The sequence below is a fragment of the Streptococcus sp. 11273D007BT genome (genome assembly GCF_053547195.1).
Genome location: NZ_JBPWPE010000001.1, coordinates 1,288,657 through 1,305,559 on the forward strand (window position 1 = coordinate 1,288,657; position 16,903 = coordinate 1,305,559).

At 39.4% G+C, this 16,903-nt stretch carries 18 protein-coding genes; all 18 read right to left on the bottom strand.

Annotated elements, in window-relative coordinates:
* Nucleotides 1-162: 162 nt before the first annotated feature.
* Entirely contained in the window at nucleotides 163-3,342 is a 3,180-nt protein-coding gene (gene carB / locus ACEE75_RS06565) for a carbamoyl-phosphate synthase large subunit (protein WP_447574637.1), read from the bottom strand.
* Between the two features lie 281 nt (nucleotides 3,343-3,623).
* A complete protein-coding gene (locus tag ACEE75_RS06570; protein WP_354367994.1) occupies nucleotides 3,624-4,715 on the bottom strand; it encodes a carbamoyl phosphate synthase small subunit in 1,092 nt (363 codons plus the stop codon).
* Nucleotides 4,716-4,758: 43 nt separating this feature from the next.
* Nucleotides 4,759-5,685 (bottom strand): aspartate carbamoyltransferase catalytic subunit, encoded by a 927-nt coding sequence (locus ACEE75_RS06575; protein ID WP_447574639.1) that lies wholly within the window; start codon nucleotides 5,683-5,685, stop codon nucleotides 4,759-4,761.
* 42 nt (nucleotides 5,686-5,727) lie between these two features.
* The gene (gene pyrR, locus ACEE75_RS06580; RefSeq protein ID WP_447574641.1) at nucleotides 5,728-6,249 is read right to left on the bottom strand and encodes a bifunctional pyr operon transcriptional regulator/uracil phosphoribosyltransferase PyrR; all 522 of its coding nucleotides are present in this window, start codon (nucleotides 6,247-6,249) and stop codon (nucleotides 5,728-5,730) included.
* Nucleotides 6,250-6,482: 233 nt separating this feature from the next.
* Nucleotides 6,483-7,373 (bottom strand): RluA family pseudouridine synthase, encoded by an 891-nt coding sequence (locus ACEE75_RS06585; RefSeq protein ID WP_447574667.1) that lies wholly within the window; start codon nucleotides 7,371-7,373, stop codon nucleotides 6,483-6,485.
* Complete coding sequence (lspA, locus tag ACEE75_RS06590; protein ID WP_447574643.1) at nucleotides 7,357-7,818, bottom strand: signal peptidase II; 462 nt, start codon at nucleotides 7,816-7,818, stop codon at nucleotides 7,357-7,359. Before lspA ends, ACEE75_RS06585 begins: the two co-directional genes overlap by 17 nt.
* A gap of 8 nt (nucleotides 7,819-7,826) precedes the next feature.
* Nucleotides 7,827-8,735, bottom strand: a complete 909-nt coding sequence (locus ACEE75_RS06595; RefSeq protein ID WP_447574645.1) for a LysR family transcriptional regulator — start codon at nucleotides 8,733-8,735, stop codon at nucleotides 7,827-7,829.
* A gap of 109 nt (nucleotides 8,736-8,844) precedes the next feature.
* Complete coding sequence (locus ACEE75_RS06600) at nucleotides 8,845-9,765, bottom strand: ABC transporter substrate-binding protein (protein WP_447574647.1); 921 nt, start codon at nucleotides 9,763-9,765, stop codon at nucleotides 8,845-8,847.
* Between the two features lie 210 nt (nucleotides 9,766-9,975).
* Entirely contained in the window at nucleotides 9,976-10,941 is a 966-nt protein-coding gene (locus tag ACEE75_RS06605) for a FecCD family ABC transporter permease (RefSeq protein ID WP_447574649.1), read from the bottom strand.
* Entirely contained in the window at nucleotides 10,938-11,909 is a 972-nt protein-coding gene (locus ACEE75_RS06610; RefSeq protein ID WP_447574651.1) for a FecCD family ABC transporter permease, read from the bottom strand. Before ACEE75_RS06610 ends, ACEE75_RS06605 begins: the two co-directional genes overlap by 4 nt.
* Complete coding sequence (locus tag ACEE75_RS06615) at nucleotides 11,896-12,672, bottom strand: ABC transporter ATP-binding protein (RefSeq protein ID WP_447574653.1); 777 nt, start codon at nucleotides 12,670-12,672, stop codon at nucleotides 11,896-11,898. The genes ACEE75_RS06610 and ACEE75_RS06615 overlap by 14 nt, the downstream gene beginning before the upstream one ends.
* 480 nt (nucleotides 12,673-13,152) lie before the next feature.
* Nucleotides 13,153-14,661 (bottom strand): hypothetical protein, encoded by a 1,509-nt coding sequence (locus ACEE75_RS06620; protein WP_447574654.1) that lies wholly within the window; start codon nucleotides 14,659-14,661, stop codon nucleotides 13,153-13,155.
* A gap of 58 nt (nucleotides 14,662-14,719) precedes the next feature.
* Nucleotides 14,720-15,457, bottom strand: coding sequence for a CHAP domain-containing protein (locus ACEE75_RS06625; RefSeq protein WP_447574656.1), 738 nt, complete (start codon nucleotides 15,455-15,457; stop codon nucleotides 14,720-14,722).
* Between the two features lie 12 nt (nucleotides 15,458-15,469).
* Complete coding sequence (locus tag ACEE75_RS06630) at nucleotides 15,470-15,694, bottom strand: phage holin (RefSeq protein WP_447574658.1); 225 nt, start codon at nucleotides 15,692-15,694, stop codon at nucleotides 15,470-15,472.
* Complete coding sequence (locus ACEE75_RS06635) at nucleotides 15,687-16,097, bottom strand: hypothetical protein (protein WP_447574660.1); 411 nt, start codon at nucleotides 16,095-16,097, stop codon at nucleotides 15,687-15,689. Before ACEE75_RS06635 ends, ACEE75_RS06630 begins: the two co-directional genes overlap by 8 nt.
* Nucleotides 16,098-16,100: 3 nt before the next feature.
* Nucleotides 16,101-16,316 carry a hypothetical protein gene (locus ACEE75_RS06640; protein WP_447574662.1) on the bottom strand — a complete coding sequence of 72 codons (216 nt, stop codon included), beginning with the start codon at nucleotides 16,314-16,316 and terminating at the stop codon, nucleotides 16,101-16,103.
* Nucleotides 16,300-16,761: a DUF1366 domain-containing protein gene (locus ACEE75_RS06645; protein WP_447574663.1), complete on the bottom strand. Its 462-nt coding sequence runs from the start codon at nucleotides 16,759-16,761 to the stop codon at nucleotides 16,300-16,302. Before ACEE75_RS06645 ends, ACEE75_RS06640 begins: the two co-directional genes overlap by 17 nt.
* A complete protein-coding gene (locus ACEE75_RS06650; RefSeq protein WP_447574665.1) occupies nucleotides 16,754-16,900 on the bottom strand; it encodes a hypothetical protein in 147 nt (48 codons plus the stop codon). Before ACEE75_RS06650 ends, ACEE75_RS06645 begins: the two co-directional genes overlap by 8 nt.
* Between the last annotated feature and the right edge of the window lie 3 nt (nucleotides 16,901-16,903).

Below are 16,903 nucleotides of genomic sequence, written 5' to 3' on the forward strand. Positions count from 1 at the left end.
TAAACTTTTAACTCTCCTAAGCATTAAAACTATACCATCGTTCTTCTTAACAAGAATATCTCGTTAAGAATAGGATACTCTACTTTTACCTGTTTGAGTCTTACAATATTGTAAGAAAAAGAGCAAGACAACTTTAATTAGAATTGTCTTGCTCTTTTTAATTTAAATTGGATTTGTCGTAAAGCTACGGCTTTCTAAAACTCGAACCATAGCATCTGCTGTGTCAAGAGCTGTAAAGAGAGGAATGCCTGCTTCAATTGCTGAACTACGAATAGTTTGTCCATCTTCATCTGCAGTACGTTTTGTGCCAACCGTGTTGACAATTGCCTGTACCTTTCCTTGACGAACCAGAGCTGGAATATCATTTTCATCATCTTCACCAAGTTTATTGACTAGGATCGCAGAAACACCATTAGCTGTCAAGAATTTCTGAGTTCCTTCAGTCGCATAAATACCATAGCCAATCGATTCAAAACGACGAGCCAGATCCAAAGCTTCTTCTTTGGTATCATCATGGATAGTAAAGACAACGTCTCCAAACTCTGGCAAGTGAAGGTAGCTTGCTTCAAAAGCTTTGTAAAGGGCTTTTTCAAGCGTCTTATCAGATCCCATGACCTCACCGGTTGACTTCATCTCAGGTCCAAGTAGGCTATCTACTTTTGCTAACTTAGTAAATGAGAATACCGGTGCTTTAACATGGACATTGCTAGATTCAGGATAAAGACCATCTTCATAGCCAAGGTCTGCTAAAGTTTGACCTAGGATTAGCTTAGTAGCTACTTGTGCCATCGGAACATCTGTCACTTTAGACAAGAATGGTACGGTACGACTTGCACGTGGATTAACCTCGATAACATACACTTTTTCATCCTTAATGACAAATTGGATATTCATCATACCAATACAATTTAACCCGATAGCCAAACGTTTGGTATAATCTGCAATGGTATCTTGGATTTCTTTAGAAAGCGTTTGTGGTGGATAAACGGCCATCGAGTCACCAGAGTGGACACCAGCGCGCTCGATATGCTCCATAATCCCTGGAATAAGCACATCCTTACCATCAGAAATGGCATCTACTTCGCACTCACGACCCACAATGTAAGAGTCAACCAAGACAGGATGCTCTGGACTAGCCTTAACTGCTGTTCGCATATAAGAGCGTAGATCATTTTCGTTTTCTACAATTTCCATTGCGCGTCCACCCAAAACATAAGATGGGCGAACAAGTACAGGGAAGCCGATTTTACGAGCTGCTTCGACCGCTTCTTCTTCATCAGTTGCTGTTTGACCTGGTGGCTGCGGAATATCTAAATCTTTGAGAGCTTTTTCAAAAAGGTCACGGTCTTCTGCACGGTCAAGATCCGCAACTTGTGTTCCTAAAATCTTAATACCTGCATTCGATAAAGGCTCTGCCAAGTTGATAGCCGTTTGACCTCCAAATTGAACAATAACACCTTTTGGTTGTTCAAGGTCAATGACATTCATGACGTCTTCAAAAGTCAATGGCTCAAAATAAAGTTTATCTGAAACGGAGAAGTCAGTAGAAACTGTCTCTGGGTTTGAGTTCATGATGATGGCTTCATAACCTGCTGCTTGAATAGCCTTCACAGAATGTACGGTAGCGTAGTCAAACTCCACCCCTTGACCGATACGAATCGGACCTGAACCAAGGACCAAAACAGACTCTTTATCAGACTTGATAGACTCATTTTCCCACTCATATGTTGAGTAGAAATAAGGCGTTGAACTTTCAAATTCTGCTGCACAGGTATCCACCATTTTATAGACAGGAACAATCTTATTCTCAATACGAGTCTGACGAACCTCATCTGCTGTTTTATTCCAGAGCTGTGCAATCTTCTTATCTGAGAAGCCGTTGCGTTTCGCTAGTTTGAGGGTAGTTGGATCACCAACATTAGCCTCAAGCTCTTTTTCGATTTCAACAATATGAAGCAACTTGTCTAAGAAGAAGATATCAATCTTAGTCAAATCAGCAATCTCTTCAATGGTAAAACCACGACGAATAGCTTCAGATACATAGAAAAGACGGTCATCTTGCGCTTTAACCATTTTTTCAACCACAACATCGTCACTAGCATTAGCCAGCTCAGGCATTTCGTTATGTGAGACACCGATTTCAAGTGAGCGACAAGCTTTCAGAAGACTTTCTTCAATGTTACGCCCAATAGCCATAACCTCCCCTGTTGCTTTCATCTGTGTTCCTAGACGGCGTTCACCTTTTTCAAACTTATCAAATGGGAAACGAGGAATCTTGGCGACAACATAGTCAAGGGCAGGCTCAAACATGGCATAGGTTGTTCCTGTAACAGGGTTAACCATTTCATCTAAGGTTAAACCAACCGCAATCTTCGCTGCTAATTTAGCAATTGGGTAACCTGTTGCTTTAGATGCTAGAGCAGAAGAACGTGAAACACGAGGGTTAACTTCAATCACATAATACTTGAAGCTATGTGGATCAAGTGCAAGTTGAACATTACATCCCCCTTCAATCTTAAGGGCACGGATGATACTCAAGCTGGCATCACGCAACATTTGGTTTTCAATATCAGAAAGCGTCTGTGTTGGGGCAAATACAATTGAGTCTCCTGTATGAATACCTACAGGGTCAAAGTTTTCCATGTTACATACCACAAGAGCATTGTCTGCGGCATCACGCATCACTTCATATTCTATTTCCTTGAATCCTGCAATAGAACGCTCAATGAGACACTGTGTCACAGGAGATAGTTTAAGACCATTTTTAGCAATCTCGCGAAGCTCTTCTTCATTGGCACACATACCACCACCAGTGCCACCTAGGGTAAAGGCTGGGCGTACAATAACAGGATAGCCAATCGTATTTGCAAAAGCCACCGCTTGCTCAACTGTCTCAACAATCTCAGACTCAGGAATTGGCTGATTGAGGTCTTCCATCAATTGCTTAAATAAGTCACGATCTTCTGCTTGGTCAATAGCAGATAATTTTGTTCCCAAAAGCTCAACACCAAGCTCATCTAGAATACCAGCTTTTGAGAGCTCCATTGCCATGTTAAGACCAGTTTGTCCTCCAAGAGTTGGGAGGAGCGCATCTGGACGCTCCTTACGAAGAATGCGAGTCACAAATTCAATGGTAATCGGCTCAATATAAACCTTATCTGCAATTTCTTTATCCGTCATGATGGTCGCAGGGTTTGAGTTCACCAAGACAACGCTATAACCTTCTTCTTTTAGAGCAAGACAGGCTTGGGTTCCTGCGTAGTCAAATTCAGCAGCTTGTCCGATGATGATTGGACCTGACCCGATCACCATAATTTTTTTAATATCCGTACGTTTTGGCATAATCTATGATACAAAACCCGTTAAGAGAACAAAGCGAAAATAGGAAACGTGGCGCTGATGCTTCAAGCATCTAGGCGACGATTATCTTTTTCGCACAGTCCTTAGGGCGTGTTCGAATTTGAAAACATCAGTTTTCTCGAACCTGTATCTTCTCCTTTCTATTCGTCGCATCTCTGTGCGACATTAAATAAGATGTTTTCGACATCAGTAAATGATAAATTCAAAGTAAGCTCAAATAAGACACTTATCCTACCTTTTACCACTATAACGTTTAAAATGCCTCACTTTTGATTGGCGCGCTCTGCTTGAAAAGCATCAATTAGCTCTAAAAACTCATCAAACAGATAGCTTGCATCGTGTGGACCTGGTGCTGCATCAGGGTGGAATTGTACTGAAAAGGCTGGATAATGTCTATGTCTAACACCCTCTACTGATTTATCATTAATCTCCTCATGGGTGACAATTAAATTCTCTGGGAGGCTCTCACGATCAACTGCATAGCCATGGTTTTGACTGGTAAAATCAACACGTCCTGTTGCAATCTCACGAACCGCATGGTTAAAACCTCTATGACCAAACTTCATCTTATAAGTCTTAGCTCCATTTGCTAGACTAAACAATTGATGCCCCATACAAATCCCAAAAATCGGAATCTTTCCTTGCACTCCGCGTATCATGTCAAGTGCCCCTGGAACATCTTCTGGATTTCCTGGTCCATTTGATAACATGACACCATCTGGGTTGAGGTGAAGAATCTCTTCAGCACTTGTGTCGTATGGTACGACAGTGACGTTACAGTCACGCTTTGAAAATTCCCTTAAAATAGAATGCTTAAGACCAAAGTCAACTAATACAATATTTTTTCCAACTCCTGGTGCAGGATAGGCAGTTTTCGTCGATACTTGTTCAATATTATTACTTGGTAAAACTGTCGCACGGAGCTGATCTTGCAGATGCTCCAAGCTATCTCCATCACTTGCTAGAGTAGCCTTCATCGTCCCGTGCTGACGAATAATTTTAGTCAAGGCACGTGTATCAATCCCTGAGATTCCTGGAATATTTTTAGAAACTAAAAACTCATGCAAACTCATCTGATTACGCCAGTTACTTGATCGGCGTGCACATTCTGCCACTACTACCCCTTTACATGTTGGAGTAATAGACTCATAGTCGTCGCGATTTATCCCATAGTTGCCAACTAGAGGATAAGTGAATGTTAAAATTTGGCCATTGTAGGATTGGTCCGTAATGGACTCTTGATAGCCTGTCATCCCTGTATTAAATACAATTTCTCCAGTAACATCAATATCTGCACCAAAAGCTGTACCTTCAAATACTGTTCCATCTTCTAAAATCAGTAATCTTTTTGCCATTTTTCTACCTTTCTCGTTTGCCCTCACAGGAGCATCTTAACGTCTAAGCTTTCCCATTTAATATTGCTTCAATAATTGCCATTCGGACATAAACACCATTTTGCATTTGAGCAACTATGCGTGACTTAGGTGCTTCCACTAAATCATCATCAATCTCTACATCACGATTAACAGGAGCTGGATGCATCACAATAGCACTATCTTTTAATTTCTGATAACGCTCTTCTGTTAAACCGTAAGTCTTATTATAGCCTTCTTTAGAAAAACTCGTACTACCATCGTGACGCTCATGTTGTACCCGCAATAGCATTAAAACATCTAAATCTTCGATAATATCATCAAGGGCAACGTGTTTTCCATAAACCTCAAATTCCTCAGAATACCATTCACGAGGTCCTGCAAAATAAAGTTCTGCACCTAAACGTTTTAAAATCTGCATATTTGATTTTGCCACGCGCGAATGGGTAATATCACCAGCTATAGTAATTTTCAAATTTTCAAATTGACCAAACTCTTCATAAATAGTCATCAGATCCAAAAGACATTGACTAGGATGTTGACCAGAGCCATCACCACCATTGATAATAGAAGTTTGGATACTACGACTATCAACCAGTTCCTGATAGTAATCCTCATCAGAGTGTCGCACAACGCAAATGTCCACTCCTAATGCACTCATCGTTAAAATAGTGTCATATAGCGTCTCACCTTTATTAACAGAAGAGCTCTTAGCATCAAACTCGATCACATCTAAACCCAGTTTTTTCTCAGCTACTTCAAATGACTTATGGGTCCGTGTCGAACTTTCAAAAAATAAATTTGATGCAAAATATTGTCTATCTAAACGAAAATCTGCTTGATTTCTTTTAAAGTCTGAACCACGTTTGATCAACCCTAAGACTTCTTCATTTGACAATGTTTCCATGGTCACCAAGTGCTTTAGCGAAACTTTACCGTCTGTTACAGCCATCATCGTCTCCCTTTTTAAATGTCTTTTATATGCGGTATCTATCTAGCTTGGATCAACAATAGAGACGGCATCACGACCATCAATTTCAGTCATTTCCACTACAATCTCTTCAACTGCACTTGTTGGGATATTTTTTCCAACATAGTCTGCTCGAATAGGCAATTCACGATGACCACGATCAACCAAAACTGCTAAACTCACACGACCAGGACGTCCAAGACTAACAAGGTTATCGATTGCTGCACGGATAGTGCGCCCAGTATAAAGAACATCATCAACTAAAATCACATCACGACCCGTAATATCCACTGCCATACTGGTTGTGTCTTCTTCAACTTTAACATCATCACGAAATGGTTTGATGTCCAGTTCTCCAATAGGAAGATCAATCCCTTCGATTTGTTTTAATCTCTCCTGAATGCGACGCGCAATAAAGACACCTCTTGTCTTAATCCCTGCTAGGACGAGATTATCTAAGTTTTTATTACGCTCAATAATTTCATAAGTGATTCGTGTAATCGCACGCTTTACGGTGACATCATCAACAACTTCTTTTGTCTTCATGAGAAACAACCTTTCTAATATAGAAAAAAATCTCCTTAAAACAAGGAGATTACACAAAATATGGGTACAGTAAAGCCTGCACTCTTTTTCTTCTGGCTCTCCTTGCCTGCCTCACAGGACAGGTTTAAAGGAATTATTCATTTAACTCATTATACCATAAGTTCTATTTTTTTCAAGCATTAATATTAAAAGCTGGGGAGCTAATCTTTTTGTAAGATGACAGCTATCCATACTTAATGTTTTCTCAAGTCATCTAGTGTCTTTTCAAAAATTTCGGGAACCTCTGCTGAGAAGACCATCTCTTCTTTAGTTGTTGGGTGAGTAAACCCTAATGTTGCTGCATGAAGAAATTGTCCATTACTCTTCAAACTTTTTTTAGGACCATATAAAGGATCTCCTGCCACAGGATGACCAATATAAGCCATGTGAACACGAATCTGGTGCGTGCGACCAGTCTCTAAAGTTAATTCAACCAAGGTATAGTGACCAAATCTCTCTAACACTTTGAAACGCGTCAAGGCATCACGTCCCCCTGCAATAACCGCTTGCTTCTTACGATCCTTGTCTGAGCGTCCAATTGGTGCTTCAATCACACCACGATCATTGGGAAGATTACCGTGAACAATGGCTAGGTACTGACGGAGGGATTTTTTGTCTTTGAGTTCTGCCGCTAACGAACGATGAGCATTATCATTTTTGGCAATCATCAACAAGCCTGAGGTATCCTTATCAATTCTATGAACTATCCCTGGACGTACCACCCCATTGATCGAAGACAAATCTTTGATATGATGCATTAAAGCATTCACTAAAGTTCCTGATGTATGCCCAGCAGAAGGATGAACCACCATCCCTTGAGGCTTATTGACCACTGCGACATCTTGATCTTCGTAGATAATCTCTAAAGGAATATCTTCGGCTAGAATCTCTAAAACTTCCTCTTCTGGTAAGTGATAGGTAATTTCATCGCCTGCCTTAACAGCATACTTGGCTTTGACAACTTTTCCGTTAACTAAAACCTCACCTTTTTTTATCGCATCATTAGCTTGGCTACGTGTTAATTCTGTTAAATCTGCCAAAGCTTTATCTAGACGCACGCCGGCATCTTTAATTATTAATTCCATCATCTTCTCTCCATAATACTAACATCAAAATCGCAACACCTACTGTCAGATAAGAGTCTGCTACATTGAAAATTGCAAAATCAATAAAATCCAAATGGATCATATCAATCACATATCCTAGTCGCAGACGGTCAATAAAGTTGCCCACTCCACCTGAAATGACTAAAGTTAAACCTATCAAAAACCAGATATTACCGTTGATGTTTTTAACAAAATAATAACCTGCGACACTCAAAAAAATCACGGTTACCACTATAAAAAACCAACCTTGATTTTGAAAACTGGAAAAAGCTGCACCGTTATTTTGTAAATAAGTCAAACTCACAATATTTGGCAAAAAGCTTTTGATTTCACCTAACTTGATATTTTCTACAGTTGCCCATTTGCTGATTTGATCTATGGCTACTAATAGTAGGGCTATGATGGGGAAGCTAATTTTTCGCATCTCTCCTCCTATGGCTGATAAGTTTTAAAATAAGTCGTCATGACCTCAACAAAATGATGAGCACAAGTAGATAAAGTTACTCCTCTACGTTTCACATACACCATCTTGTTATCATGGGCACCTTTCAATGGAATCACTTTGATACCATTAACACTCTCACTATCTAAAAAACCTGATCCCGTGGCGTAAGCATCTGTCCGCTCCAAAATACCATTTAAAGTAGCTCTATCTGTTACATTAAAAATTTGAGAACTATCTGTTGTATCAATCAAATTTTCGGAATAATAAAGATAAGCATCCTTTTCTTGTGTAAAACGTACCGTCGGTAAACCCACCAAGTCCTGCATTGTCAACTCTGACTTTTCACACAGCGCATGTGTTTTTTTGAGGTAAATATGAGTTTGAAAAGAAATCAACTCTTCATACTCCAAACCAAGCTTATCCATTTTTTGAATAATCCCTTTGGTATTTTGTTGATTCAGATAGATAATTCCTAATTCACTATAACCTTGGGCTACTTCATCTAAAATCTGAACAGTTGTTGACTCAAAAATACGCATATCCTTGTGTTCAGGAAACTGACGTGAGTACTCGGTCATCAAAGGGGGAAGAAAGTCATAGTGTTGACTAGCAATCGAAAATTGTTTCTGACCATGCTCTTTATGATGAGAATATTGATTTTCAAACATATCAAAGTTTTTGACCAACTCTAATGATTTTTCATAAAAAACCATCCCTTGGCTTGTTAGTACTGCCCCTGTTGTGGTCCGTTTAAAAATATCAAATCCTAGCTCTTTTTCCAAGTCCTTCACAGCTACCGAAAGGCTGGGTTGACTAACAAATAATTTATTGGCCGCTTCTCTAAAGGTGCCGCTATTAGCAATCGCCACGACATAGCGGAGTTGTTGAATATTCATACGACTAACCTTTCACTATAAACTCTTTTTATTATATCAAAATTTTAACATTCTTGATAGTCAGGAAAAGATAAGAAAAACGCCACCTCAAATGGTAGCGTTTCAAACACTAATTCAAATCAAGAATAGCTTGTGTGTATTTTCCCATCAAAGTTTTAGAAGCAATTGGGCCTCCATAGTAATAAACATCTGCATAATCCATTGTTACCACTTGATTGGCTTTTACTGCTTTAAGTGTTTGCCAAATTGGGTTCTCTTGAAGTTTTTCATACTGCGCTTTATCTGCTTCAGCAAAGTCAACAAAAATATAGTCCGCATCAAAATCAGCTAAACTTTCAGCATTGATTTCTTTCCAACCATCACCATCTGACAGTGCTTGCATCCCTTTACTTTGCTTAAATCCAAGACCTCGTGTTAAAGCTTGTCCACCACGTGCCCAGTTATTACCATAAGCATAGATTTTATCCCCACTCAACTCAATCAGTGAAATCGTAGCATCACTTGGAGTAATGTCTGCTTTTTCCAGTTTAGCGATTTGTTTGTCTGCTTCTTGATCAAACTTTTTCAAGAAAGTTTTCTTAGCATCTTGGGCATCATAAACTTTAGCAAAATAGTCCAAAGTTTCATCTAAGCCTTTGATAGAATTGTATTCCACATAAACTGTAGGGGCGATTTTTTCATATTTTGACACTTCATCTTTTTGAATGGTCACAATTAGATCTGGCTTTTGAGCTGCTATTTTCTCTGCATTCATAGGTGCTCCTAGATCTTTTAAGACTTTCTTTTGTGCTTTACTAATATAGGGGTTTCCTGCATCCCATTGACTTGTTCCAACGACATTTTGCCCCAAAGCCAATGCTTCATCAGGATAAGTATCTACTACAATTTTCTCAAGATCATTCGGAATCTTGACTGTACGACCCGCTGAATCTTTAAAGTTATGAGTTTCTGCCGCTTGGGCAGTTGTCGTTGCATTAGCCAAAACTAATAGTGAGGTCAGACCTAATATATATTTTGAAAAACGTTTCATTGTTTTCATCCTTTAACCTTTTATTTTTCACAAATGTGATAGAAAAATTATAGCATATCATCTGATAGAAATATAGGCTTTCTCACATATTGAAATCATTACAAAAAGGAGATCGAACAAAACTTAACTAACCAAAAAACCTCCCCCACTCCAATCAACTACTACACTGGGGTGTACGAATCCTAAAAAGCCATCCTGAACTTTTTGTCCTTAGTTTTTTAAGACTAAATAAATAAAATACGGTGCTCCAATCACACTGGTCACTAAGCCTAGTGGTAAAGTGGTTGGAAAAAGAAGCATTTTGGAAACCACATCACTAATAACCATCAAATAAGAAGCCACTAAAGCTAGCATCACCAACTGCGCTTTGAGACGAAAAGGAACTAGACTTTGTGCTATACGACTTGAAATAATTCCAATAAATCCTAAACTCCCCACACTTGCAACACCTACGCCTGCGAAAATCACTGAAAGAATGACCAATTTTTTGACTTCTCTATCATAGTTTACTCCTAAACTAATTGCCATGTCTTTTCCCATTTCTATTAAACGCAATCGAGATAAAAAACGAGAAAATATCAAGATTAACACTCCTAGCAACAAAAGCAATAAGAGTAAGAGGTCATAAGAGGCATTCCAAACATCCCCTGTTAGAAATGGCACAACTGCCTGAAAATCAAAACTATTTAATAGTAGTTGCAGCAAGGTCATTAGAGCTTGAAAAACAGCTGTAATCGCGACACCTGTCAAGACTAACTTAACTCCAGAAAAGCTTTTTCTCAATGCCAAAAAATAAAGAGAAAGAAATCCTAAACCTGCACCTAAGATTGCCCAAAAAGGATAGGTTAGCGCTTGAGCAAAAGGCACAGCCAACCAAGCACTCAAGACAAAACTCAAAACTAGACCAAAAGCTGCCCCTGCATTGATCCCTAAGATACTAGAGTCCACCATTGGATTCACACTAACTTTTTGCAAGATATAACCTGATAAGGATAAAGCAATCCCACCTATAAGTACAGCCAAAAGGCGTGGAAGTCGAAATTCGATTAAAATTAAGCGATCAAAATCACTTAGCTGGAATAGATTCAATGGGTTGACCCAAACTTCCCCAATGGCTAAATCAAAGCCAATTAAAAATAATAGTGTCACCCCTAAAATAATAAAACGCCTTTTCATCGCCTAATCCCCCTATCTACTTGTCCTACTAAATACAAAAAGAATGGGGCGCCTAAAAGCATGGTTAGTGCACCTACAGGAAGCTCGTAAGGTAAAAATAAGGTCCGTGCTAGTAAATCTGCCAAAGATAAAAAAACACTTGATAACAGGATATTTAGCCATAAGGTCTTCAAAAATGAAGCTCCTGCTAGTCTTCTTGCCATATGAGGCATCATTAACCCTAAAAATCCTAAGACACCTACAATAGAAACCACTACTCCACTTGATAGGGCGATTAAAAGTACCAAAATCCATCTCATCTTGACAACATCTAATCCCAAACTTGTCGCCAATTCTTCCCCAAAAGATAATAATTTAATCTGCCTTGAAAAGAGAAAGCATACTCCTAGTACCACTAAAACACAAAGTCCCAACAGTAAGGTCTTTTCTTTTGAGACTGCTGAAAAAGATCCAACTGTCCACATAAAAAAACGTTGTGAAGAATTACTATAGTAGGCAATTCCACTGGCCAGTCCCGAACAAAACATACCTAAACTCGTCCCTACCAGTAAAATCTTAATGGGTTGAAAAGAAGATCGGAGCGTTAATAGCCAGACTAAACATAAGCTAAAAAATGCCCCTAAAACACCGAAAATCAAACTAGACACTAGACCTGTTCCCAACCCTAAAGCCATTAGAATAGCCAAAAATAAGCTCGCTCCACTTGAAATTCCTAAGGTTGAACTTTCTGCAATAGAATTTTGTGTCATAATCTGCATCAATTGACCCGATATGCCCATCAAAGAAGCTGCAAAGATACTAGCCAAAAATCTCGGCAGACGAATCTCTTGTATAATAGGGTTTGTCCATAGTTCTGATATCAAATAAGTTTTATTGCCAAACTTCATTGACAAGATAAATATTACAGTAAGCGTAAGGAGAGCTATAAAAAATGTTACATAATAATATTTCTGTTTAATAATCAACACCTACAATCATGGGAGTTTGTGAAAAGCTATCTGTCCCAATTGACACCTTAACCTTAAAAGCTGATTCAATCATCTTTTCATCAAATACCTTTTTGGTCATACCTTCTGTTAAAATCTTCCCTTCTTGCATCACGATCAAATGGTCCGAAAAACGAGCCACTTGATTTAATTCATGCAAAACATAAACCACTGTCTTACCATGATTTTCCACTAGATCTTTTAACAAAGACAAGATCTCATATTGATGGACAATATCTAAATAAGTAGTCGGCTCATCAAGTAAAATAATATCTGAGTCTTGTGCCAAAACCAAAGCAATCCAAACTCTTTGCCTCTGTCCTCCCGACAATTGATCCACTGCAACATCTCTTAATTCCCAAACGTTAGTAATGGTCATCACTTCTCGAATCAGTGCATAATCTTCCGAAGAGAGATGTAATTGCGTTAATTTTTGATGAGGAAAGCGCCCCAAACTCACTAGGTCTAAAACGGTCATTCCTTCTGGTGCTCTTGCACTTTGAGGAAGAATCGCCAATCGCTTAGCAACCTCTGTTGTTTGATAACTCTGAATATCTCGACCATCCAAGATAATTTCTCCATGACTTAACGGATGTAAGCGCGCTAAAGCCTTTAACAAAGTTGACTTACCAGAACCATTAGTCCCAATAATAGCTGTTGTTTGACCTATAGGAAGCGACACCGATAAACGATCAATAATACTCTTATTTCCATAAGAAACAGATATCTCTTTTGCTTCTAGCATTTTTAACTCCCTAACTTCATTTTATTGCTATATTATAGCAAAAATCTCAAGTTAATGACCTGTTTCCAACCATTTTAGAATTATTATTATCTGAACATGTCAGTATCCTATCAAACTATAAGGGGGGTCCATACTCACATTTTTTAAAATATGGGTACCAAAACAAAAAAAACAGGCCCTCCGAAATTTCGGAAAGCCTATTGTTAAGCCATTTTTAGACTTATTTAGCGATTGGGTAAACAGATACTTGTTGAATATAATAATCAAAACGTATTCTTCAATACCCTTAAAATCCTTAATAAATCAACATTTTTTATTAAAAATAATACCCCAAAAATGACATAATCATGATTTTTGGGTACCAAAATGGGTACCAAAAAAGCCCCTTGTTTAGGGGGTTTCACTGTATTCTACTGTTTCCTACTGTTTCCTACTGTATTTTGGGCAACACAAAAAGCCCCCAGCAATCGCTGAGGTTTTTTAAATTTCTATTGCACCGAGTGTCACGATATCTTCTTTGGTGAAAACCCCCAACTCATAATAACAACGAATCATAGTGGCTTGCGCTCGCTTAGATGGTCCGCTAGTATCGTTTGGGTTGAATAGAGCATCTTTGAAATCAAATCCGCTAGAATCGTTAATTGGATTAGTAACACTTGCGCCTCCCCAAAAACGTGCTACGCCGTTTAATGAACTGAGAGTAGTCAACGTATTCGACCCCATAGCAAATCGCATAAGCGTGGTAATAACACGATATTCCGAAGCTCTCTCTTGTGTTAATGGTTGAGTCTCAGCATAGATGTATGCTCGCTGATCAACATTTCCTAGCGTTAAGCTAGAACCATTATCGAACCGAAACTGCCATGGGCTGACAGATCTGTCCAGAAACCAACCTGTCGGACCAAAACGTTCTTCATGAGAGGAACTTCCTGATGTTTCCAATTTCTCAACTCGAGCCACTAGTGCGCTGTCGTCGTAATCCCGCTTATTTTCAAGACTAGTCACTCGATTTTGGAGTTGACTATCATCATATATCGGTCTATCTTCCAAGCTATCAATTCGACGTCTTAACTCAGAGTCATCATAGATAGTGTCCTTATCACTTCTCATCTCAAGCGCCGAAAGACGTTGATTAACAATTGAATCATCGTAGACAGTATCTTTGTCTGTCTTAGATTCCAAGGCTGAGAGACGTGATTTTATATCCGCATCGTCATAGACTGTGTCTCTATCCTCTCTTGATTTTAAAGCAGCAATCTCAGTTCTAATAGCCGTATCATCGTAGCTTTGCCCGGTTGGTCTTGATTCCAATTCTGTTAGGCGTTGACGGATAGCAGTATCATCATAGACAGGACGCTCAGAGAGAGCTCTAATCTCATTCCTAAGCTCAGTATCGTCATAAGGTGTAAGTTCTTTAACTTGAACTTTCAAAAGTGTGACAGAGCTAGTTAAGGAAGTTATTTTAAGTCTTAGCTCCCTATCATCATATCCTGTCTCAAGTGTTTCGATGTGATGTTTTAGCGCATCAATCTCAGCTCTTAACTCGCTATCATCATATTTGGGAAGATTGAGTTTGCTGACAAGCTCATCCAGATCAATCTGATTAGCCTGATAATCACTCAAGATTTTGGAAATATATCCTTTGATGTCTAGCAATTCTGCCACATCTTCTGTCATGTAGTCTCCTAGATTCTCGTTGACAGTTAAAATCACCGAATCGGTCGATGGAAAAACATATCCAGCATGTTCAACCTCTACGATATAGTCCCCAACAGGTAGAACTTTAGACAGATTAAATTGAACTAAATTCTCAACCACTTCCGCTTCAAATTCTAACTTCGACTGATTCTCATCGATCAACTGAACGGTAGCTGGTCCATTTAACGCCACACCCTCGTCTGTCTTGAGTTTCAATTTAAAGACCGACGATGTATCCCCTTGCTTAACGATCGAACCCTTAACCCACGTTAATTTCGTTTTGTCAGACATAAATTCTCCTTCTATACTAAAAAAAGAGGTGCCAGGTCAAAACCTAACACCTCTCGTTTTAAGCAAATGACCCAAAATCAGTAATACGACGCCCATTTTCAGATTGACCAACCGCCACATATCGACGATTACCAGAAGCGCCGAGATAAGTAATCCAGATATAACCATCCTTATCACACCAACCATCATAATTGATGGTCATCTCTGGTGTATAGACTGCCACGATCTCACCATCAAGACCTGCCTTAGCACGAACATTTAAAGCAGACACTTTGACAGTAAAGGTCCCAGTCTCTTCATGGATAGTCCCATCACCAGTTGGAGTTGGCGCTGTATAAGTTACTTGCTCTTGAGTTGGGAAGTAAAACCAGCCTACCACACCGCTAAAGTCTCGTGTATTGTAGCGAGCGGGACCGCCGACATAGAGACTATCTGCATTGCCATCAATATTCTGCTCGATGGTCTGCATAGTATAGCCATCACTATCCTCAATGACTAATCCAGTATGCCCATAAGGGTGTCCGTAGAGATAGACAGTGTCCATAACGAATACTGCTCCCTTTCTAGGAATGACCGACATATCACCTTCGACATTATAGACCACTTGCCAACCTAGCGATGCTGCACTATTTAATAGATCAATTGCATTGCCCCAAAGCGCTTGACCAAAGAACTGCCCAGCGATTCCATTGGGGAGGTCAACGCATTGTGTCCCATACACACCATCTTGGTCCCAACCAAGACCAGCATTTGCCAAATTCTTAGCAAACAAAATAATATCATCTAAAATTGCCATTTCATTTTCCTCCTACTGTAGTTTTTCGTAATTCAAAGCACGTTCGCTATCTGACAAACCTTTAGTGGTGGGGTCGTTAATGATGCCCAACAAAGTCAAAATAGACAGAATCGTGTTAACGATGGCAGAAATATTTTCAGGTAGTTTTAGCCCCAATTGTTGAGCCAAAAGGAATAAAAGACTAAACAGTCCCGCCCAAAACCATCTTTGTTTGTAGCGAAGTTTCATATTAATCATGAAGTACTCCCTCCTTAATTTCCACGGATAAAAATTTCTCATACAAAGCCTTGATAGTGCCATTGCCTCCCAAACGTCGATAAGACTCATACATCTTAGTGATCTCATCAAACTCTTCTTGATTAGTCCATTCGCGTTGAATAGCTCTGATCAGAGCCTTCTGAAGATACCAACGCTGTGTCTGTCTCAAGCCTTGAATGACGTTATCCAAAGTTGTAGAGTTAGTTTCAACCGTGGATTTAACTGAGCTGAGATTGCTAGCTATCGCATCAACTTTGGCAAAGCGTTCATCCTCTTTAGCACGTCCAGCTTTGATGTCTTTGTAAATTTGCCACAAAAAGCCACCGAGGGCGACTAAGCCCCCGATGATTGCAGCTATATCAATCTGTAGATTACCAAACATAGGCTAATTTTGTTGGTTTGTCAAAACTTCTGCCACAACCTCGCGCAGATTAAATAGAGCTGGAACGTCCTCCAACGTGTACTCTTCTGACAGCACTAACGCTACCCATGCTTTAACGACTGATGATTGTTTTGTAAATTTAAATTTAGTTGCCATTTTAATTTTTCCTTTCTTTAATAACGCTGTTCCAATGATAGCTGAGCTAATTAAGTTCTTCATTTTCTACCACCTCTTCTTCTGTGGGAGCTTCGAACACATTCATGATAATCTCTGTTAATTCTTTAACGGTGGCGTTGATCTGTGTTTCTAAAGTATCAAAGCGAGCGTTTCGTTCTTGTTCCGCTTCATCTAGACGTGTGCTGAGTTCATTGAGATTGGCTTTAGCATCTTCCGTGAATTTCTTAGCCTCTTTGACAGCCACATCTAGCTCATCAATCTTCTGAACGGATTCTGCCATAGCGCGTTCAGCGAACTCGGACTTAAAGAAGCCATCAAGTGCTAATTTGATAAGCGTGGCATCTCCTTCTTGTCGATGATCACCAATGACTTTTTCTGAGAAATTAGCATAGCTCCCGCCATCTGTAGCGAGTTGAATGAGAGTGTGTGTCACCTTTCCATCATCCGAACGGATAGGGAATTTATCAATTACTTTCCAATTACGCATCAGTTTCCTCCTCTTTATTTGGCGCAGTTGCCTCATCAAGCTGAGCCTGTAATTCCTCAACTTGAGCTTGTAAAATCGCTTTATCAAGCGATAATTGCGCGATTTGAAGCGCTAATTTTGATTGAATGCTTTCGTTCATGAT